Consider the following 19190-nt stretch of genomic DNA (forward strand, 5'->3'; position numbering starts at 1 on the left):
TCTCACCGGCGAGGTGCTGGATACGCTGTGGGCATGGATGTGGTGAGCGACGCGATCGCGACCGTGCGCACGGGGCGGGCTTCGTCCAACCGCGTGCGGGTGGGCGGGCGTTGGTGTGCGCGCCTGGCGCCGTACGACGGCGCGGGGTTTCACGTGGTGCTCGAGGGCGGTTGCTGGCTGCTGCCGGACGGCGGCTCGGCCGTGTCGTTGGGAGCCGGTGACGCGGTCCTCCTGCCGCACGGGACCGGGCATGTGATCGCGGACTCGCCCGCCGACGCGGAGACCGTCGCGCGGGCGGTGCCGTTCGACGCCTGGACCGGCGGCCCGCCGGGTTCGCCGGCGCCCACCACGGAGCTGTTGTGCGGCAAGTACCGTCTCGATCACAGCCGCGTCCACCCGCTGCTCGCCGAGCTGCCGACCATCGTCCATCTGCCGAACCGGGTGGGCGGCCAGGCCGAACTGCGGTCCGCCATCGACCTGTTGGGGGGCGAGCTGAGCGCGCAGCGGCCCGGGGCGGGGATCGCCGTCCCCGGCCTCGTCGACCTGCTGCTGGTCTACATGATCAGGGCCTGGGTGGCCCAGGACGGCGGCGGAGCGTGGCCGGCCGTCCTCGGCGACCCCGTGACGGCCGCGGCCCTGGGGGCACTGCACGCCGACCCGGCCGCCGCGTGGACCAACGACCGGCTGGCGGAACGGGCCGGCGTCTCGCGGCCGACGCTCGCGCGCCGGTTCACGTCCCTGGTCGGGCGGCCGCCGATGGCGTACCTCACCTGGTGGCGGCTGACCCTGGCCGCCGCGCGGCTGCGCGACACCGACGACTCCCTGGCCACGATCGCCCGACGCGTCGGCTACGGGACGCCGTACGCCCTGTCGCACGCCTTCAGCCGCGAGTTCGGTACGACACCGGGGCGGTACCGGGACGGGCGGAGGCAGCGGGAAGCGGCCGGTGGGGCGGATCAGGGGCTCGGCAGATAGCCCGCGAGGGCCTCGCGGCCTCGACGGAGGTCCTCGATGCGGACGTCGGCCGCGGCCAGTTCGCGGTCCAGGATCGCGCGGACGTCGACGCACCAGTCGAACTCGGGCAGTTCGCCCCGGGCGCAGGGCAGGATCTCCCTGATCACATCCGTCGACAGGCCCGCGAGCAGCAGGGCGCGGACCTGCCGGACGGTGGTCACGGCGTCGTCGGAGTAGGTGCGGTAGCCGTTCGGGCCACGGGCGGCTTCGAGCAGGCCTTGCTCCTCGTAGTAGCGCAGCAGTCGTGTGCTGACGCCCGTGTGCCTCGACAGTTCTCCGATCAGCATGTGACCTGCCCGTTCAATGTCGTGCTTGACCTTCGCATCGGTGTGAAGGCTTAACGTCCCTTCCCGGAAGGACATTCCGCACCGCACCACAGGAGACCGCCATGACCTCTCTGCCCCTGGTCGATCAGGACCGCGAGCGCTCGTTCCTCTTCGTCCTCGGGAGTTCCCGTGCCGAGGGCAACACGGAGATACTCGCGCGCGCCGCGGCCGAGCAGCTGCCGGAGGGTGTCGCGCGGCGCTGGGTGGACCTGTCCCGACTGCCGCTGCCCGACTTCCAGGACGGCCGGCACGAGACCGAGGGCTGGCCGGTCGGCGAGAACGAGGAGGTGCTGCGGCGGGCCACGGTCGCGGCGACGGACATCGTCCTCGCGTCGCCGCTGTACTGGTACACCCTCTCCGCCCAGACCAAGCGGTACCTCGACTACTGGTCGGGCTGGCTGAACGCGCCCGGCTCCGATTTCAAGGAGCGGATGGCGGGCCGGACGCTGTGGGGCGTGTCCGTGATGGCGAATCACGACACCGTCGTCGCGGGCGGGCTCGAGACGGCGCTCCACCACTCGGCCGCGTACCTGGGGATGCGGTTCGGCGGCCTGCTGTGCGGGAGCGCTTCGCGGCCGGGGCAGGTGCGCGAGGACGCCTCGGCGCTGACTCGCGCGAAGACGTTCTTCGCCCGGGAGGCCCCGTTGGCACGCTTCCCGTACGAGCGGGACGAGCGGGACGAGCAGGACCAGCCGGGTGGCGGTCAGCAGGTCGCGCGGACGTAGCCGGTCTCTCCGGCCGGGCGCACATCGGTGTCGCGCAGGACGATGGAGAGAGTGGCACCCCAGCGCGCGCAGGCGCGCCGGAGGCCCGCGGGTTCGTACTCGATGACGAGGACGCGGTTGTCGAAGGCCGTCGCGTACGGCTCGCATTCGTCGTACTGGCCGCACTCCTCGGCGACCGCGAAGTCGAAGCCGAGGGCGCGGCCTCGCTGGGCGAGTTCGGCGGCGTTCTTCTGCCCGATCGCGAGTCCGGCCGCGTGCGCCCGGGCGACGAGCAGGCGGGCGAAGGCCAGGTCGTGCTCGGCGGTGAGACGGCCTCCGGAGCGTTCGTGGGAATCGAGGTTGTCGGCCTCCACGGCCTGGAATCCGGCGGTCGCGCAGCCCTCGATCCACTCGCCGACGACAGCGGCGAGTCGCTCGCGCTTGTCCGGAGTGGAGATGTCGAAGAGGGCCTCGTCCCAGTCCTGGTCCATGACCGGCGCTCCGGCCGCGTCCTTCAGGAGCAGGTCGGGATGGTTCTCCTGCCACCAGTCGGTCGCGTCGGGCTGGGCCTGGAAGGCGTTGACGTAGCAGATGTTGTACAGCCCGTCGGCCGGCTCGGCCGTCCGGTCACGGGAGACCGCGCCGACTCCGGGGGGCGGCGGGTAGGGACCGCCGATCTGGTAGTCGAAGCCGACGTGGGGCTCGGGCGGGGCGACGGTGCGGGCGGAGGAGGGCGGCGGGGACGAAGGGGCCGAGTCGCCGCCGTCCCCTCCGTCGCCGGGCGACGCGCAGCCGACCGCCGCGGTGGCGAGGACACCGGCCAGTGCCAGGGTCGGGAGCGCGACGCGGAGAGGGCGAGGGAGGCGGGCTGCCACGGTACGGGGCTCCAGGTCGTCGAGCGCCGGTCCGCTACGGCCTTTCGGCTCGGCGGAGGGCGCGGGCTGTGCGTGCGGACCTACCGTACGGCCCCCTCCACGGCCTTCGGGCACGGCCCGTCCGTGTGTCAACGGGCGGGTCCGGTCGGCGCACTTCGCCGGCCGTGGCCCTCATCGACACGCCGGCCGCACACGTCCGCGTCTGATCACGTGTCACATCACCGCGGCGGACATGTATCTGAACAAAGGTCATATTCACGGATCACGTTCAGAGTCTTGCGCACCTCCACCGACCCTCTCTACTCTCCCGCGCAATGGTTAGGAACATTTCCTAACCATCGAGCAGCACTCACCCCGAGGACGTCGGATGTCATACGCACATCAGTCACGCCCCGCACACAGTGACCGCCCCCACCGGTGGCGCCGCCCCCTGGCGGTCGCCGCCGCCGTCGCCACCGCGCTGACCGGTGTCACCGGCCTGGCCGGCGCCGCCTCCCCGACCGCGGCCACCGACCGGTCCGCCCCGCCTGCCGCTGCCGCGATACCCGACCTGACCAGCGCGAACCGTCGTGCCCCCATCGCCGGCCTGCCCGACTGGAGCAAGGCCGGCTACCGGGGCGGAGCAGCCCTGCCCGGCGCGGCCGAGGCCAACCCGGACGCGGCCTGCCACATCACGGCGGCCGAACTCGCCTCGCAGTACGGCGTGCGGGCCGACGGCAGCGACGCGACGACCGGTCTCCAGCGGGCCGTCGACGCGATCCGCACGAACTGCACACCGTCGGCCGGCTACACCAAGCTGTCCTCGATCACCCTGCCCGCGGGGCGGATCGTGGTGACCCGTCAACTCGCCCTGGACGCCGACTACATGGTGCTTCGCGGCGCCGGCATGGGGCAGACCACGCTCGCCTTCCGCCCGGACGCCGACACCCGTTACGACACCCTCACCGCCGACGGCAGTGACTGGGACGAGGACGGGATGACCCACGGCGCCGGGAAGGGCGGCTGGACCTGGCCCGGACGCGGCCTGCTGCGGGTGCAGACCCGCGAGGTCTCCCCCAGGTACGCGAGGGACTTCGCCTCGGCTCCCGCGAACCGGAAGGACATCTTCGAGGGCAGCGTCAACCAGCACTGGGCGAGCGGCGTCCCCCTGCGCGAGGGCCCGGCGGTCGGCGCGACCCAGATCAAGCTGGCCACCAACGCGGACATGTTGCGCTTCAAGGTCGGCGCCCATCTCTGGGTCGGCGCGGCGAACACGGCGAGGTTCTACCAGCAGCAGACGGTCACCGACGCGTCCAAGTACGTGAACCTGCACATGCGGCAGCAGATCTTCCAGATCGCCTCCGTGGACACCGCGGGAAGGAACCTTCGGTCGACGGCCACCACCGCCGGCGGCGGCGGTCCGGTCGTCGACGTGTCGACGGCCGCGCAGCTGCGGAGCGCGCTGGCGAACGCCCAGCCGGGGCAGACGATCCGGCTGGCTGCGGGTGAGTACCGCGGTGCGTTCCAGACCCAGAAGGCCGGGACGGCGTCCGCGCCGATCACACTGACGGGGCCGGCCGACGCGGTGCTCGTCAACGACGGCCCCTCGGGCACCGGCCCGTCGTGTCCCGTGCCGACCGCCGGGGTCGACACCGGCTACGGCCTGTGGCTGTACGGCGCGCCGTACTGGAAGCTCACCGGCTTCACGGTGAAGGAGTCGAAGAAGGGCGTCGTCCTGGACGACTCCCACCACGTGACGATCGACGGCCTGTCCGTGCACCACGTGGACGAGGAGGCGGTGCACTTCCGGCGCTCCTCGGCCGACGGCGTGATCCGGAACTCGAAGATCAGCCACACCGGTCTCGTCCAGGCCGGCTATGGCGAGGGCGTCTACCTGGGCTCGGCCGGCTCCAACTGGGCCTGTCACGGCAACCAGGGCGGTGTGGACCGCTCCGACCGGGTCCAGGTCCTCGACAACACCTTCGGCCCGAAGGTCGCCGCCGAGCACATCGACATCAAGGAGGGCACCTCGAACGGTGTGATCCGCGGGAACACCTTCGACGGGACCGGGATCAGCGGCCAGAACTCGGCCGACTCGTGGACCGACGCCAAGGGCATCGGTTATCTCATCGAGAACAACACCGGGACGTTCTCCTCGCCCGGCACGTTCGCGAACGGCTACGAGACCCACAACCCGTCGACGTCACCGTCGTTCCTCAACGGCTGCGGCAATGTGTGGCGCGGCAACAGGTCCGATCTGGGCGGGGTCGGCGCGTACGCCATCAAGATCACGTCCACGTCGAAGTGCGGCGCGAACCCGAACGTCGTGTACGCGTCCAACACGGTCACGAACGCGGGCAGCGGCCTGACGAACGTCCCCGTCACGCCCTGACCCCGCCGCGGGAGTCACGACGCTTCGGCCGCCGCCTTGATGCGGCGGCCGAACGCGTCGGCGTCCTTGCGGGCGCCGGAGAGGGCGAGGCCGATGAGGAGCTTGCCGATGCCGTGGCCCTCCAGGACGTTGTGGATCCTGACCCTCGTGCCGCCGCTCGGCAGGGGTTCGAGGTCGTAACCGCCCTCGCTCGCCGTGACGATGTTCTTCGAGATCTCGGCCCAGCGGATCCGGTGCGGCGCGTCGAACTCGGTGATGCGGAACTCGCGGGAGGTCGTCATCCCGGCGTCCTTCACCGTGCTGCGGAAGACGGTGCCGACGGCCGTCGGGGTGTCCGGGACGCGTTCGATCCTCTGCACGCGCGGGCTGAACTTCGGGTCGTTGCGACCGTCGGCGAGGAACGCGAAGACCTCGTCGATGGGGCGGTCGACGTCCGTCGTCGCCTCGAACTGTCCGGACATGAACCCACTCCCTGAGGTCTGCGCTGCCGTGACGGCGATCGTACGCAGGCACGTCCCACGCCGCGTCCCCGGCGGCGCCGCTCGGGTGACGGTGGCTCACCGACGCGACGGAAGCCTGCTCAGCCGGCCGTCCACCGGATGCGGGGTGGACGCACGGCGGCGCAGAGCGGCAGGCCGTGGAGGTCGGTCAGGCCGAGCCGGCCTTCGGCGGCGCCCCGGTCGAGGGCGGGCGCGGGAAGGTCGTCGAGGAAGAGCTTGGCCCGGCGGAACATGGTGAACGCGCCGCCCGGCGGCCACTCGCCCCAGGTGAGGTAGAGGAACCGCGCGCCGCGCCTGCCGTGGACGTACGGTCCGCGGAAGTCCCGGGTGCCGTCCGGTGCGAGCACGGTGTCGACGGTGAACTCCCACACCGCCTCGGCCGCGTCGCCCGGCACCGCGCCGTCGGGTTCGCGTCCGCGCTGCACGGCGACATGGACGTCCGTGAAGGTGCCGCAGGAGCGTCCGGGCAGCTCGGTGCCGACGATGCGCAGGGCGAGCGGGGTCGCCGACGTGCTCACTGCCTGCCCACCACGGCCTGGAGGAGGCCGGGGAAGGCCTCGTCGAACTCCTCACGGCGCAGCCCGTTCATCCGGGAGGTGCCCACGTAGTGCTGCCGGATGAGCCCGGCCTCGCGGAGCACGTGGAAGTGGTGGGTGGCGGTGGACTTGCTGACGGGCAGCTCGATGGCACCGCAGTTGAGGTCCTGCTCGGCTGCGTGCAGGACGCTGACGATCTGTCGGCGCACCGGGTCGACGAGCGCTTCGAGGACCTGCTGGAGGCCGATCGTGCGGAGGTCCGGGTGGGGCGGGATCCGCTCCTGTCCGCTGCGTCGTGGTGTCACCATCGGCTGTGTCGACCTCCCGGGCTCATCGTAGGGCACCCGTCCCACGGCCTGGTGCGGTGAAGGTGACGGCGGAGGCGGGGGTGGTGGTGTCGGCCTCGCGGCTGAGGGCCCAGGCGGCGACGCGGGAGACCGTGGCGGCGGGGACCGCGTCGGCGATCCCGGGGGCGGCCGGGATGTCGTGGGTGGCGTGGGCGTCGTACGGGAGGACGACGCGGTAGCCGAGTTCCAGGGCCGTGCGCGCGGTGGCCTGGACGCACATCTCGGACATCATTCCGCAGACGGCGAGCGCGCGGACGCCCGCGCCGGTCAGCAGGCCGCTCAGCGAAGTGCCGGCGAAGCCGTCGTCGCGGACCTTGCGGACGACCGCTTCGGTGGGGCCGGGTTCGACGGGGTGGTGGAGCTGCCAGCCGGGGGTGTGGGGCGCGCAGTCCGAATCGGGCGGGCCGTCGTTCTGTACGTGGACGACGAGCGCGCCGCTCTCGCGCGCCCGGGCGATCAGGGCGGCCGTACGGTCCAGGAGGCGGCGGGCGTCCGGGACGGCGCCGGGGCCGGTGACGAAGGCCGTCTGGACGTCCACGACCAGCAGGGCTTCTGCGGGGAGAGCGGGAAGGGTCATGGCGTCATCCTGTCCGGCCGCCCGGGGCGCCTCCACAGGATTTCGCGACGCGCCCGACCAGGCGTGATCCGGCGCACAGACCGTCCGGTAGGCGCGGGGGCGCGTGCTAGCGTCCGCGAGCGTGACATCCGCCCCCGGCGGGCCGGGGCCCGCTTCCGCGACGGCTCCCGCCGGCTCCTGTCCGTACGGTGGGACGACCGGCGCCGAGGGCTCGCCCCTCCCGCTCCTGGACCGGCTCGACGTGTTCGGGGAGGACTTCGTCCGCGACCCGTACCCGTGGCTCGACGTCCTGCGGGACCGGGCCCCCGTCCATCGTGACGCCGCCACCGGGCTGTGGCTGGTCAGCCGGTACGAGGACGTCCGCCGGGTGTTGCTCGACCCCGAGGTGTTCCGGCCGGACAACGCCCAGCACGCGATCACCCCGCTGGGCGTTCCCGCGCTCCGGCTGCTCGCCCGCGCGGGCTTCCGGCTGCGGCCCGCCCTGGCCAACAACGCGACCGAGAGCCACGCGGGGCTGCGCCGCGTCGTCACACGGTTCTTCAACGCGCAGCGGGTCGCGGCGGCGGTGCCCGTCGTCGAGCGGGTCGCGGACGAACTCCTCGACGCCGTACGGGCGGAGCTCGACGAGCGGGGCGGCAGCGACCTCTTCGGCACCTTCGCGCACACGCTGCCCTGCCGGGTCATGATGGAGCTGCTGGGGATCGACGGTCTCGCCCCCGCGACCCTGGTGCGGTGGAGCGACGCGTCCCTGGAGCTGTTCTACGGTCGGCCGACGCCCGAGCGGCAGGTCGAACTGGCCGCGCTGGTGGGCGAGTTCCACCAGTGGCTGACGTCGGTCGTCACCGACAGGACCGCCGCGCCGGACAGCTTCGTCGGGGCGCTGGCGCGCCACCGGCTGCCGGGCGGCGAGCCGTTGGACGTGGCGACGGCGGTCGGGGCGTGCTTCTTCGTCTTCATCGCCGGTCAGTCCACCACCGGCCAGCTCATCGCCACCGTCCTGCGGGGCGCGCTGGCCGAACCCGGCCTGTGGCAGCGGGTGGCGCACGAGGACGGCCTGGCCGAGGCATGGGTCGAGGAGGTGCTGCGCCGTGAACCGCCGGTGACGACGTGGCGCCGGGTGACGGCGGCGCCGGTGGAGCTGGGCGGCGTCCGGCTGCCCGCGGGGGCCGAACTGCTGCTCATGCTGATGGGCAGCGGTTCCGACCGGGAGGTCTTCGACGATCCGGAACGGATGCGCCCCTCCCGCGAGAACATCCGCCACCATCTGTCCTTCGGGGTCGGCCGCCACCGCTGCCCGGGCGCGTCCCTGGCGCGTACGGAGGCCGCCGTCGCGCTGCGCGCGGCGGCGCGCCGACTCCCCGGTCTCCACCTGACCCCGGGCGCGCCGCTCCCGCCGGTCCTGGACCTGCTCTCGTTCCGGGCCCCCCTCGAAGTGCGGGTGAGCGTCACCCCGTAGGGCGCGCGACTGCCCGGATGCGGTCGCGAGTGGTCCCGATCTGTCCCGTTCAGGCGGGCAGGCGGGCGCAGCGGCGGCAGGCGCGGGCGGACGGGGCTGTGAGCGCGTGCGAGGCGGCCGCGAGGGTGCAGGCCGTCGCGATCAGGGGCCAGGCGGCGGTCGTGAAGGCGGCGACAGCCAGCGAGAGGGCCGCCACGGCCATCGACACGCTGGCGGTCGTGCCCGTCCAGGCGATCAGGAGCGGCAGTCGGTGCGGTACGGGCACATGGCGGGCGAGGGGGCCGGTGGCGGCCAGGGCGGTCGCGGCGAGCAGGGCTGCGACGCCCGCGACGGCGGCCAGCGACCGGGCCGTTCCGGCGAGCAGCCCGTCCTGGCCGGTCCCCGTCGCGAGGAGCGCGTACCAGCAGGCGAGCAGCAGTGGGGCGGCGAGGACGACGGAGCGGGCGGTGTGACGGGCCTGGGCGATCGTCAGTTCCCGCTGGCAGGCGGGGGCGAGCTCGGCCGGGGTGCCGAACTCCTGTACCGCACGCCGGACCGCGTCCTGGTAGGACACGCCTTCGTGGAGATGGGCCTCGGCGGTGTCGACGAGCCCGCCGCGCACTTCCTCGACGAGGCGCGCGGTCGCCCTCGGCGGGCCGTGCAGGGCGCTCCGGAGTTCGGCGACGTACGTGTCGACGGGGTCGGCCGGGCCGTCCGGGCCCACCGGGTCGCTCGGACCGTTCGGACCGTTCGGGCCCGCCGGTTCGTAAGGGTCGTTCGACGCCGCGAGGGAGCTCATGTCGCGGGTCCGGGCCGCACGGCCGGGTCGAGGACCGAGCCGATGGCCGTCGTGAACGCGCGCCAGGCCGCCCGCTCCCCCGCGAGGCCCTCGCGGCCCGCTTCGGTGAGTTCGTAGCAGCGTCGGCGGCGTTCGCCGACCGCGTCCCAGTTGCTGCTCAGCAGCCCGATCCGCTCCAGCCGGTTGAGCGCCGGGTAGATCGTGCCCGTGCGCAGGTCGAGCACGCCTCCGCTGCGCTCCTGGACCGCGGTGATGATCGCGTATCCGTGCAACGGCCCCTGCTCCAGTACGGCCAGCAGCAGTCCGTCGAGGTGCCCTCGCACCGCATCCGCCCTCATGAGTAGGCAGCCTACACACTCGACGCGTAGACGTGCTATCTATTGGCAGCCAACATATCTACTTCCTCGGCTGGAGGGGTCCGCAGTGACCAAGCTGCTGCTGTCCATGCACGTCCTCGCGGCGATCCTGGTGGTCGGACCGATCACCGTGGCCGCCTCACTGTTCCCCCGCTACGCGCGCCAGGCCTCGCCGGTCGCCGCGCTGCTGCACCGGATCTGCCGGGGGTACGCGGTCGCCGGGGTCGCCGTCCCGGTCTTCGGGATCGCGACCGCGCTCCAGCTCGGCGTCCTCGCCGACGCCTGGCTGCTCACGTCACTGGCCCTCACAGCGATCGCCGCGGCCGTCCTGGTCCTGGCGATACTGCCCGGACAGCGGGCCCTGCTGAGCGGGGCCGACGGCGCCGGGGACGCCGCCGGCTCTCCGCGCCTGGCCATGCTCACCGGGGTCTTCAACATCCTCTGGGCGGTCGTCGTCGTCCTCATGATCGTCCGCCCCGGCTCGACCACGGGGGCGTGACGACCATGCGCACCCTTCGCATCGCGGCCGGCGTGGAGGCGTTCTCCCTGGTGGCCCTCCTGGTCAACCTGCTCACCACGCACACACCCGCGGTCTCGTCGCTCGTCGGCCCGGTGCACGGCACGGCATATCTCGTCACCATCGCGGCCGCGTGGCCGGTGCCCGGCGCCGCCGCGTCGGGGGCACGCCGGCTCTCCGTCATCCCCGGCGTCGGCGGCCTCCTGGCCCTGCGCCGGCTCAAGGGCGGCCACCAGACCGCTTGGCGCGGTCGAGCCGCGTCCAGGATCGGCGCTCACAAGGAGTGATGATATGCTACACAACGTGACAATAGACCGAGGGCATCTCTCGCACCCGCACGAACGCGCCCAATCACGTCTATTACTTCGACATCGGGACCGGCACCTGGCACGGAATCGCCACCTTCCGCGTCACCTCTTGGCGTCGCCTCCTGCGCAGCGACATCGGGTTGATGAACAAGCTGCTCGCGACCGCCATGCACACCGTCGAGCGGCTCACGGGTGCCCCACGGCAGGAGTCGACGATCGCGGCGAAGCCGAACGAGGGCGAGTTCGGCGTGGCCGACAACGTGGTCAGGATCTCCAAGTTCGGCATGACCCTGTACCTCTTGGAAGAAGAGTACGTACTGCACAGCGACGGAACCGGAGTCACGGTGAACGGGAACGAGAGGCTCGGCCCTGTGCCTCGCCTGCTCACACGGACCTTCACCTACTCCGCCGAGATTCGCGACGAAGGGATGGCCGCGACCTACCTCATGCCGTTGCTCGGCACCCCCTGGACCGCGGATTATCAAGTTGCGGCCGACCGCCAGAGCCTCTTCGCGGAACTGTTGTGCGACTGGGGCCGAGTGACCGAGGAAACCCGCCTGATCAGCGCGCCGGCTTAGCGAGCGACTGGAACAGACTCCCGATGACCGCCGAGTCCATGCTCCCCGCCGAGAAGGTCACCCGGGTCGCCGCACTGCTTGCCGACCGGGTCAGGCAGTACGACACCACACGCGATCGCCGGGCCGCCTTCGCCTACACGTACTACCGCCTCACGACGACGCTCGCCACAGCCTTGGACACCGGCAGCCCCGCGTTCAAGGACCCGCCCTGGGTCGCCGAGCTGTGCGAGACGCTCGCATCGGCCTACTTCAGCGCGATGGACAGCATCGACGCATGGCTGGCAGTACGGCCCGGTGGCCCGGCAGACGAGATCCAGCCCGGCGAACTGCCGGACACCATCCCTCAACCATGGCGAGACGTCTTCGCCGCCTCGAGCGTCCGGCGCTCCTACCTGCTGGAAGACGTGCTCTTTTCCATGATGGCGCACATGTCCTACGACCTGCCGGAGGCATTGCGGCACATGGCGACGTCCACGGCCGACCGCCGCCATATCGCCGACTTCCACCGCATGAACGCCGTACTGGCGTCCTGTATCGACGAGGTCCAGGACGACCTTTCGTCCAGGTACATGCGTGGACTCAGCTCCCTGGACAAACTGTTCACGCGCAGCGACGAACTGTTGACCAATTACGGGATCCGAGTCGCACGGGGCTTGGCCTGGTTCAACTGCGACAGACTCCTGGACCCGGATTCGACCGAGGAAGCGTCCCGGTCGATCGCCAGAAGCACCGCCGCGCTCATCTCCGAGATCCGCTCCCCCGGGAACCGGAAGCTGCGCGCCGGGTTGTGGATCCTGCGCAGGTTGATTCCCGACCGCCGGCACTGGCCCACAGCACGTACACCCCTCGTGTAGTCACCACGCCCCACGAGAGGCGGTCTTCAACGAACAAGATCTCCCTTCGCAACAGGCCGTCGGCGGGCATGGTGTTGGCTGGTGGGCGACACGCGTCCATGGTTCGTACGAGGAGTCGACATGCGTCCGGCCGACCGGCCCACCACGCCACCGCCCCACCGCAACGCCCGACCGCCGACCGCGCAGGCCTCGCTCGGGGCCGGTGTCGTGGTGACCGACGGGGCGGGGCGGGTGCTGCTCGGGCTCCATCCGAGCGGCACGTGGGAGCTGCCCGGCGGCAAGGTCGACCCGGGCGAGTCCATCGAGCGGGCGGCCGTGCGCGAACTCGCCGAGGAGACCACCCTCGTGGCCGACGCCACCGATGTCGACGTCATCGGGATCCTGCTGGACTCGATGACGTCGACGCAGGTCACCCGGCTGACGGCGGTGGCGGTGGTGCGGGCCTTCAGCGGCACCCCGGTCGTCGCGGAGCCGGACAAGATCGAGCGCTGGGAGTGGACCGCGCTCGACCGTCTCCCCCAGCCCCTGTTCACGCCCTCCGCCCAGGCGCTGCGGATGTGGCGCCCGGAACTGCCCATCGAAGAGGGGCCGTTCCATCGGTACTCCATCACCCCGGAGCCTCACGACAACCCGGACCCTAGTCGCGTAATTGAATAGGTGGGGTGTTGAATACCTCCGAGGGCGCGTCGCACGGGGCGCGTCGCCGCACGGAGGAGCGCCACGCGTATGCACACCGGCCCGTACGAGCGTTATGTCGCCCTGGGCGACAGTCAGACCGAAGGCCTCGGGGACGGCGACGACAGCACGGGGCTGCGCGGCTGTGCCGATCGGCTCGCGGAGCTGATGGCGGTCGGCAGTCCGGGGCTCGCCTACGCCAACCTGGCCGTGCGGGGCAGGCTCGTCGGCCAGGTGCGCGCACAGCAGCTCGGCCCCGCGCTCGCGCTGCGGCCCGATGTGGCCACCGTGGTCGCGGGGATGAACGACCTGCTCAGGCCCCGTTTCGACGCGGACGAGGTGGTCGGTCACCTGGAGGCGATGTTCGCCGAGCTCACGGCCGCGGGCGCGCGGGTGGCGACAGTGGCGTTCCCCGACCTCGGGCGGCTGGTCCCGGTGGCGCGGCCGGTCGCCTCCCGGGTCGTCGCGCTCAACGCGGGGATCCGCGCGGCGGCGGCGCGGCACGGGGTGGCGGTGGCCGAGACCGACCTCCACCCGGTGGTGACGGACGCCCGGCTGTGGAGCCCGGACCGGCTGCACGCCAGTCCGCTGGGTCACGCCAGGATCGCCGCCGCCGTCGCCGACGCGCTCGGACTGCCGGGCAGCGACGACTCCTGGACGCGTCCGCTGCCCGCGGCGCCCGGCGCACCGGCGTCGGGCCCGCGCAGGGCCCTCGACGAGGCGCGGTGGGTCGCGGGCTTCCTCGGACCGTGGATCGGCAGACGGCTGCGCGGCCGCTCCTCGGGAGACGGCCGCGCGGCGAAGCGTCCCGACCTGGTGCCGGTCGGGAGCGGGGAGGTCAGGAGTGCGAGCGGTCGGCCTTCGCGGCCTTCTCCGCCTGCTGCTCCTTGATCCGCACCGCTTCCTTGCGGACCTCGGCCTGGGTGGCGCGCTCCTTCTGGAGCCACTCCGGGGCTTCCTGCTTCAGAGCCTCGATCTGCTCGGTGGTGAGGGCATCCGTGATACCGCCCCGGGCAAGGCCGGAGATGGAGATACCGAGCTTCGCCGCGACCACGGGGCGGGGGTGGGGGCCGTTGGCGCGGAGCTCGCGCAGCCACTCGGGCGGGTCGGTCTGCAGGGCGTTCAGCTCGGTGCGCGAGACGACACCCTCCTGGAACTCCGCGGGGGTGGCCTCGAGGTACACACCCAGCTTCTTCGCCGCGGTCGCGGGCTTCATCGTCTGGGCGGTCTGGTGCGACGTCATGGGTCAAGGGTATCGAGCGTATGAACGGCCCTTGACCACGGCTGATCCACTCAGGACCACGGCGGGTAACCTGGCGGGGTGACTGGCCAGGAAGAACCCTCCTCGTTCCGGCTCGCGTACGTCCCCGGAGTGACGCCCACGAAGTGGGTGCGGATCTGGAACGAGCGGCTCCCGGACGTCCCGCTGACCCTCGTCCCGGTGCCCGCCGCCGAGGCCCTCGAGCTGCTGCGGGACGGCGGCGCGGACGCCGGTTTCGTACGGCTCCCCGTCGACGACCCGGATCTCAGCGCGATCCCGCTGTACGTCGAGACGACCGTCGTCGTCGTGCCGAAGGACCATGTGGCGGCGGCCGTCGAGGAGGTGTCGCCGGAGGAGCTGGCCGAGGAGGTCGTGCTGCATCCGCTGGACGACACCCTGGACTGGGAGCGCCCGCCGGGGGTGCCGGCGCTGGAGCGTCCGGCGACGACGGCGGACGCGATCGAGCTCGTGGCGGCGGGCGTGGGGCTGCTCGTGGTCCCGCAGTCACTGGCGCGGCTGCACCACCGCAAGGACCTCACCTACCGGACCCTTCGGGACGCGCCCGAGTCCCGGGTCGCCCTGTCCTGGCCGCGGGCGGAGCCGACCCCGGACCTGGTGGAGCAGTTCATCGGGATCGTCAGGGGGCGGACCGTGAACAGCACCCGGGGCCGCCCGCAGACTCCCCCGCAGCCGAAGGCCGGTGCCAAGGCGAAGGCGAAGGCGGGCGACAAGGCCAAGCGTCCGGAACGGAACACCGGAGGCAGGCCCGCGGCCAAGGGCGGCGCCAAGGGGGCGAAGGGTGTGAAGCGCGGGGCCAAGCCGGGGAAGCCGCGCCGCAGGTCCTGACCCGTTCACCGGACCGTGGCGCCCCGGGTCTCCATAGCCGTATGCCTATGGGTGCCACGGCGATCCGGTCTTGGACAGGCGCGCGTGCCGGCTGATCTTCTGGCGGCATGAACGACGACACGCGTACCTTCCCGCGGCGGACCGTCCTGCGAGGCGCCGCCGCCGGTTCGGCCTTACCACTGCTGCCTGCCGCCGCCCACGCCCGCCCGGCCGGCGTCTCCACACCCGCCCCCTCGCCCGGCTCGGTGTTGCTGCGCTGGCTGGGGACGGCGGGCTGGCGGATCGACACCGGCGGGCGGACGGTGCTCTTCGACCCGTATCTGACCCGCTTCAGGACCGGTCTCTTCGAGGCCTCCTTCGACCCGGCCACCCCGCTCGCGAAGACCGACGCGAGGCTGGCGCGGGAGTACGCCGGGAACCCCGAGCTGATCCTGGTCAGTCACTCCCACTGGGACCACGTCGCCGACGTTCCCCACCTCGCCAGGACCACGGGTGCCCGCGTGCTGGGGACCGAGACGACCTATCACCTGCTGGTCGCCCTCGGCGTCGATCCGGGGCAGATCTCCGTGGTCAAGGGCGGCGAGGTGCTGGACTTCGGCCAGGGTCTGGTGGTCGAGGTGGTCGCGAGCCTGCACAGCCGCAACAAGCGGCACTCCTACTTCGCTCCGGGCACCCTCTGCGGGCCGCCGGCCGCCGTGCCGGCCACCATCTCCGACCTGCCGGAGGGCGACACCCTCGCCTTCCAGGTGACGGCCGGATCCGAGGGACCGACCCTGTTCCTCATGGGCGCCAGCGACTTCGACCAGCGGGCCGCCGAGGGGCTCCGCCCGGATGCGGCGATGGTCGCCGTGCCCTCCAGCTCCGCCACCCACCGGTACGTGCCCCGGCTGCTGCGGGCCCTCGGCGGTCCGGAGGTCGTCGTGCCCGTGCACTGGGACAACTTCGAGACGCCTCTGCGCGAGCCCGTACGGGCCGACCCGACGATGGACCTGGCCGGACTGATCGGTCAGGTCCACCGCGAGTCACCCGGGACGCGCGTCGTCGTCCCGGACTACCGCACGGTCTACGGCGCGGACCTGCGCCCGCGCCGCTGACCGCTGACCGGTTCAGCCGAGGCGGATGTGGTCCACCGCCCAGTACCAGTTGTTGCCGGCGTCGTACATCCGGAAGCGGAGGGTCACCGCGCCGGCGCCCGCGGGGACGGGGAACTCCTTGGACACGGCCGTGTTCTCGGCGTCCGGCGAGCCGGGGCCGTAGCTCAGCAGGACCTGCTCCTGGCCGGTGTCGAAGACGGCGCGGACCTCCGCCTTCTGGTTGCCCTCCTGCCGGTAGTGCGAGTCGAGGTCGAGCCGCAGCGTCGTGGTACCGGCGGGGACGGGGACGGCCGGAGAGACCAGGGTCGAGTCGAAGCGGCCCTTGGCCGCGGGCGCTCCGGTGTCGTCCCAGTCGTCCGGGTCGGCGACGGCGACGACGCCCAGGCCCCTGGTGAAGTGGGGGCGATTCTGGGCGCCGCCCGACCAGGCACGCCGGGTGTGGAAGGTCCAGCCCTGGAACATGGGCGTGCCCTGCGGCATGGCGGCGGCGTTGACGACCGACCAGCCGTCGGGGGCGGTCGGCGTCCAGCCGAGCACCTGGCCGCGCTTGACCAGCTTGCCGGCGAGCGACTGGAAGTCCTCGCCGAGCAGGTGACCGGTCATGGTGGGGGCGATCCGGGCCTGGAGCTCGCCGTCGGCGAGGCGCAGGCCGTCGGCGGCGCGGGCGCGGGCGACGGCGAGCAGCCGCGCCGAGCCGTACGCCTCGGCGTCGGCGGGGGCGGTGACGTCCCAGCTCGCGGTGGACGACGATCCGGCCGCGAGGGTCTGCGGCGGGATGTCGGCGACCGCCTTGACGGCCCAGCCGGGCGGCACCGAGAACCCGGCCCGGACGTCGTGGAGTTCGACGGGTCCGCGGTTGGTGACCGTGGCCGTGAAGCGGGCGGTGCCGCCGCCGGCGACGACGGGCTCGTCGCCGGCGGCCGTGGTGACCTCGACGGTCAGGGCGTCGGGCAGTCCCATCGCCGGGTCGGTGACGCTGGCCTCGCGGTCGGCCCAGCGTCCGGCGAAGCGGCGCAGGTAGAGCGGTTCGTCGGCGGCGCTCACGGCGATGTCGTACCAGCGCTCGGCCGGCACGCGCACGGTCACGGTCCGCTCGTCGCGGGCGCCCACACGGACCTCCTTGACGCCGCCGCCGTACGCGAGGTCGCCGATCAGGACGGTCCGGGCGCTGCGGCCCCGGTTCCTGATCTCGATCTCGACCTCGGGGCGGCCGTCGTGGTCCTCGGAGAGGCGGACCTCCAGGGTGTCGTCGGCGCTGCCGCGCAGGTGCCAGAGGTAGCCGTTGGGCCCGTGGACGCGCAGGTCGTACCCGTCGGCGGCGGGGCGGCTGCCGGAGAGTTCGGAGCGTGCGCCGACGGTGTAGTGGTCGGGCCGGGTGCCGGGCTCGGGGTAGACCTGGAAGACGGCGGCCTGCCGGCCCTTGTTGCGGAAGTCCAGCTCGATCCGGCCGTCGCGGAGCCGGGAGCGCAGCGAGAGGGCGTACGGCACGGGCCGGGCGGGCCGGGTGCCGCACTGCTGCTTCGGGAAGAACTGCGGGGAGGGTACGGCGATCGACGGCTTGCCCGCGGCGGCCTGGCCCTTGGCCACGTTGCCGCTGGTGTCGGGGAGTTCGGGCCAGTCGATCTCCTCGCCGGAGAAGTCGAAGACGGAGGTGAGGTCGCCGGTGACGGCCCGTCGCCACTCGCTGATCTGCGGCTCGTGGACGCCGAAGCGGCGCTCCAGGAACTTGATGACGGAGGTGTGGTCGAGGACCGAGGAGTCGACCACACCGCCCCTGGTCCAGGGGGAGACGACGAGCATCGGGACACGGATGCCGAGGCCCATGGCGTGGGGTCCGGAGACGAGGGTCTCGCCGTCGGGCAGGGTCGTGGACCAGTCGAGGGTGCCGTCGGCGGCCCGCACGCGGTAGCGGCCGTCCTGGGCGACGACGCGCATCGCGATGGAGCCGTCGGCCTTGCGAACCCGGACGACGACCTCGCCGTCGACGGACATGGTGGCCTTGCCCCGGTCGGCGGAGAGCGGCGGGACCGGGGGCATGCAGTGGTCGAAGAAGCCGCCGTGCTCGTCGTAGTTGAGGATGAAGACGGTCTTGCCCCAGACGTCCGGGTGGTCGGCGAGGGCCTCGATGAGGCGGGCGGTGAGGTGCTCGCCGTTCGGCGGGGGCCAGCTGGCGTGCTCGGAGAGCGCCTCGGGGGCGACGATCCAGGAGACCTGGGGCAGCCGGTCGGCGGCGATGTCGGCGCGGAAGGCCTCGACGAGCGCGTCGCCCATCTTGTGGCCGTCCTTCTCGTCGGCGGCCGCGCCGACGCGGGCCATGCCCTTGTCGTAGAGCGGTTCGCCGGGCTTGGCCTGCTGGAAGGGCTTGAACCAGGCGAGCGCGTTGTCGTCGTAGTTGTCCCGCGCCTGGTACGTCTTCCAGCTGATCCCGGCCTGCTCCAGGCGCTCGGCGTAGGTCGTCCAGGTGTAACCGCCCGGTATGTAGCTGTTGTTGTAGACGACGGTGTCGTTGACGGTGCCGCCGCTGGTGCCCGTCATGAAGTGGTCGCGGTTGGTGTTGGTGTTGCACTGCACCGAGGCGTGGTACTGGTCGCAGACGGTGAAGGTGCTGGCCAGGGCGTTGTAGAACGGCATGTCGGCGGGCTCGTAGAAGCCGTGGCCGAGCCAGCCGCTCGAACGGCCGGTGACGAATCCGTCGGCGCGGCCGTCGTTCCAGAGCGGGAAGGAGTCGATGAAGCCGAAGGCGGGCGCACCCTGCCGGTAGGCGTTGGTGTGCGCCGCGTTCATGGCGAAAGGCACCAGATGGCCTTCGGCGCGCGAGGGGTCGGGCTGGTGGAAGACGGACCGGCCGTTGGTGCCGCGGACGGCGGTGCGGTCACCGAGTCCCCGGACGCCGGGCAGGGTGCCGAAGTAGTGGTCGAAGGAACGGTTCTCCTGCATGAAGACGACGACGTGCTCGATGTCCTTCAGCCGGCCGGGCCGGGCGGGGGCGGCGAGCGCCTCGCGGACGCTGAGCGGCAGCGCGCCGAGGACGGCCGCGCCGGCGGCGCCGCCGAGCAGGGTGCGGCGGGAGACGTCGGGGAGCGGGGGCATGGCAGGTGCTCCTTCGGGTGTCACTTCGGGACCTCACTTCGGTCCAGACCCGTTATGTGTAGGTGATGTGAGGGTCGGGATTCCGCGTCTTCGGTGAACGGCGGACGAACTCCTTCGCACCGCCCGC

The 19190-nt window shown here is 72.4% G+C and carries 22 protein-coding genes; 12 read left to right on the top strand and 10 right to left on the bottom strand.

Annotated elements, in window-relative coordinates:
- Window positions 1-33: 33 nt before the first annotated feature.
- Entirely contained in the window at window positions 34-975 is a 942-nt protein-coding gene (locus tag AB0E14_RS07415) for an AraC family transcriptional regulator (RefSeq protein ID WP_362413444.1), read from the top strand.
- Here AB0E14_RS07415 and AB0E14_RS07420 read toward each other — a convergent pair.
- A complete protein-coding gene (locus AB0E14_RS07420) occupies window positions 957-1301 on the bottom strand; it encodes a MerR family transcriptional regulator (protein WP_362413446.1) in 345 nt (114 codons plus the stop codon). The two genes, AB0E14_RS07415 and AB0E14_RS07420, sit on opposite strands and share 19 nt — an antisense overlap.
- A 101-nt stretch (window positions 1302-1402) precedes the next feature.
- On the opposite strand from AB0E14_RS07420, the gene AB0E14_RS07425 reads away from it, so the two are divergent.
- Window positions 1403-2065 (top strand): NAD(P)H-dependent oxidoreductase, encoded by a 663-nt coding sequence (locus AB0E14_RS07425; protein ID WP_362413448.1) that lies wholly within the window; start codon window positions 1403-1405, stop codon window positions 2063-2065.
- On the opposite strand, the gene AB0E14_RS07430 is transcribed toward AB0E14_RS07425, so the two are convergent.
- Window positions 2044-2919, bottom strand: a complete 876-nt coding sequence (locus tag AB0E14_RS07430; protein WP_362413449.1) for an endo alpha-1,4 polygalactosaminidase — start codon at window positions 2917-2919, stop codon at window positions 2044-2046. The genes AB0E14_RS07425 and AB0E14_RS07430 overlap by 22 nt on opposite strands.
- A gap of 367 nt (window positions 2920-3286) precedes the next feature.
- On the opposite strand from AB0E14_RS07430, the gene AB0E14_RS07435 reads away from it, so the two are divergent.
- Window positions 3287-5290, top strand: a complete 2004-nt coding sequence (locus tag AB0E14_RS07435; protein WP_362413450.1) for a right-handed parallel beta-helix repeat-containing protein — start codon at window positions 3287-3289, stop codon at window positions 5288-5290.
- Window positions 5291-5304: 14 nt separating this feature from the next.
- Here the strand turns inward: AB0E14_RS07435 and AB0E14_RS07440 are convergent, their stop codons facing one another.
- The 4 genes from AB0E14_RS07440 to AB0E14_RS07455 form a co-directional block, all read right to left on the bottom strand.
- The gene (locus tag AB0E14_RS07440) at window positions 5305-5751 is read right to left on the bottom strand and encodes an SRPBCC family protein (protein ID WP_362413451.1); all 447 of its coding nucleotides are present in this window, start codon (window positions 5749-5751) and stop codon (window positions 5305-5307) included.
- A gap of 119 nt (window positions 5752-5870) precedes the next feature.
- Window positions 5871-6308 (bottom strand): DUF5990 family protein, encoded by a 438-nt coding sequence (locus AB0E14_RS07445; RefSeq protein WP_362413453.1) that lies wholly within the window; start codon window positions 6306-6308, stop codon window positions 5871-5873.
- Entirely contained in the window at window positions 6305-6634 is a 330-nt protein-coding gene (locus AB0E14_RS07450) for a helix-turn-helix transcriptional regulator (RefSeq protein ID WP_362413455.1), read from the bottom strand. Before AB0E14_RS07450 ends, AB0E14_RS07445 begins: the two co-directional genes overlap by 4 nt.
- 22 nt (window positions 6635-6656) lie before the next feature.
- On the bottom strand, window positions 6657-7250 hold the full coding sequence (locus AB0E14_RS07455; RefSeq protein ID WP_362413457.1) for a cysteine hydrolase family protein: 594 nt from the start codon (window positions 7248-7250) through the stop codon (window positions 6657-6659).
- A gap of 121 nt (window positions 7251-7371) precedes the next feature.
- Here AB0E14_RS07455 and AB0E14_RS07460 point away from each other — a divergent pair, with 121 nt between their 5' ends.
- Complete coding sequence (locus tag AB0E14_RS07460) at window positions 7372-8706, top strand: cytochrome P450 (protein ID WP_362413460.1); 1335 nt, start codon at window positions 7372-7374, stop codon at window positions 8704-8706.
- Between the two features lie 49 nt (window positions 8707-8755).
- Here AB0E14_RS07460 and AB0E14_RS07465 read toward each other — a convergent pair whose 3' ends face one another.
- Together AB0E14_RS07465 and AB0E14_RS07470 are read right to left on the bottom strand one after the other, a co-directional pair.
- Entirely contained in the window at window positions 8756-9484 is a 729-nt protein-coding gene (locus tag AB0E14_RS07465) for a permease prefix domain 1-containing protein (protein ID WP_362413462.1), read from the bottom strand.
- The gene (locus tag AB0E14_RS07470; protein WP_362413464.1) at window positions 9481-9822 is read right to left on the bottom strand and encodes a helix-turn-helix transcriptional regulator; all 342 of its coding nucleotides are present in this window, start codon (window positions 9820-9822) and stop codon (window positions 9481-9483) included. Before AB0E14_RS07470 ends, AB0E14_RS07465 begins: the two co-directional genes overlap by 4 nt.
- Before the next feature lie 85 nt (window positions 9823-9907).
- Here AB0E14_RS07470 and AB0E14_RS07475 point away from each other — a divergent pair, with 85 nt between their 5' ends.
- From AB0E14_RS07475 to AB0E14_RS07500, 6 genes are all read left to right on the top strand, one after another.
- Window positions 9908-10339 (top strand): hypothetical protein, encoded by a 432-nt coding sequence (locus AB0E14_RS07475; RefSeq protein ID WP_362413466.1) that lies wholly within the window; start codon window positions 9908-9910, stop codon window positions 10337-10339.
- A 5-nt stretch (window positions 10340-10344) separates the two neighbouring features.
- A complete protein-coding gene (locus AB0E14_RS07480) occupies window positions 10345-10644 on the top strand; it encodes a DUF3817 domain-containing protein (RefSeq protein ID WP_362413468.1) in 300 nt (99 codons plus the stop codon).
- A gap of 164 nt (window positions 10645-10808) precedes the next feature.
- Complete coding sequence (locus AB0E14_RS07485; protein WP_362413470.1) at window positions 10809-11243, top strand: hypothetical protein; 435 nt, start codon at window positions 10809-10811, stop codon at window positions 11241-11243.
- A gap of 23 nt (window positions 11244-11266) precedes the next feature.
- Window positions 11267-12097: a DUF5995 family protein gene (locus AB0E14_RS07490; protein WP_362413472.1), complete on the top strand. Its 831-nt coding sequence runs from the start codon at window positions 11267-11269 to the stop codon at window positions 12095-12097.
- A gap of 120 nt (window positions 12098-12217) precedes the next feature.
- The gene (locus AB0E14_RS07495) at window positions 12218-12754 is read left to right on the top strand and encodes an NUDIX domain-containing protein (RefSeq protein WP_362413474.1); all 537 of its coding nucleotides are present in this window, start codon (window positions 12218-12220) and stop codon (window positions 12752-12754) included.
- Window positions 12755-12823: 69 nt separating this feature from the next.
- Window positions 12824-13663 (top strand): SGNH/GDSL hydrolase family protein, encoded by an 840-nt coding sequence (locus AB0E14_RS07500; protein WP_362413476.1) that lies wholly within the window; start codon window positions 12824-12826, stop codon window positions 13661-13663.
- Here the strand turns inward: AB0E14_RS07500 and AB0E14_RS07505 are convergent.
- Complete coding sequence (locus tag AB0E14_RS07505; RefSeq protein WP_362413478.1) at window positions 13611-14015, bottom strand: DUF5997 family protein; 405 nt, start codon at window positions 14013-14015, stop codon at window positions 13611-13613. The genes AB0E14_RS07500 and AB0E14_RS07505 overlap by 53 nt on opposite strands.
- Window positions 14016-14093: 78 nt before the next feature.
- Between AB0E14_RS07505 and AB0E14_RS07510 the strand changes: the two genes are divergently transcribed.
- Window positions 14094-14879 carry a LysR family substrate-binding domain-containing protein gene (locus tag AB0E14_RS07510; protein WP_362413480.1) on the top strand — a complete coding sequence of 262 codons (786 nt, stop codon included), beginning with the start codon at window positions 14094-14096 and terminating at the stop codon, window positions 14877-14879.
- A gap of 107 nt (window positions 14880-14986) precedes the next feature.
- The gene (locus AB0E14_RS07515) at window positions 14987-15973 is read left to right on the top strand and encodes an MBL fold metallo-hydrolase (protein WP_362413482.1); all 987 of its coding nucleotides are present in this window, start codon (window positions 14987-14989) and stop codon (window positions 15971-15973) included.
- A 12-nt stretch (window positions 15974-15985) separates the two neighbouring features.
- Here the strand turns inward: AB0E14_RS07515 and AB0E14_RS07520 are convergent, their stop codons facing one another.
- Window positions 15986-19063: a phosphocholine-specific phospholipase C gene (locus AB0E14_RS07520; protein ID WP_362413484.1), complete on the bottom strand. Its 3078-nt coding sequence runs from the start codon at window positions 19061-19063 to the stop codon at window positions 15986-15988.
- Window positions 19064-19190: the final 127 nt, after the last annotated feature.

It is taken from the genome of Streptomyces sp. NPDC047981 (assembly GCF_040653315.1).
Taxonomy (GTDB): domain Bacteria; phylum Actinomycetota; class Actinomycetes; order Streptomycetales; family Streptomycetaceae; genus Streptomyces.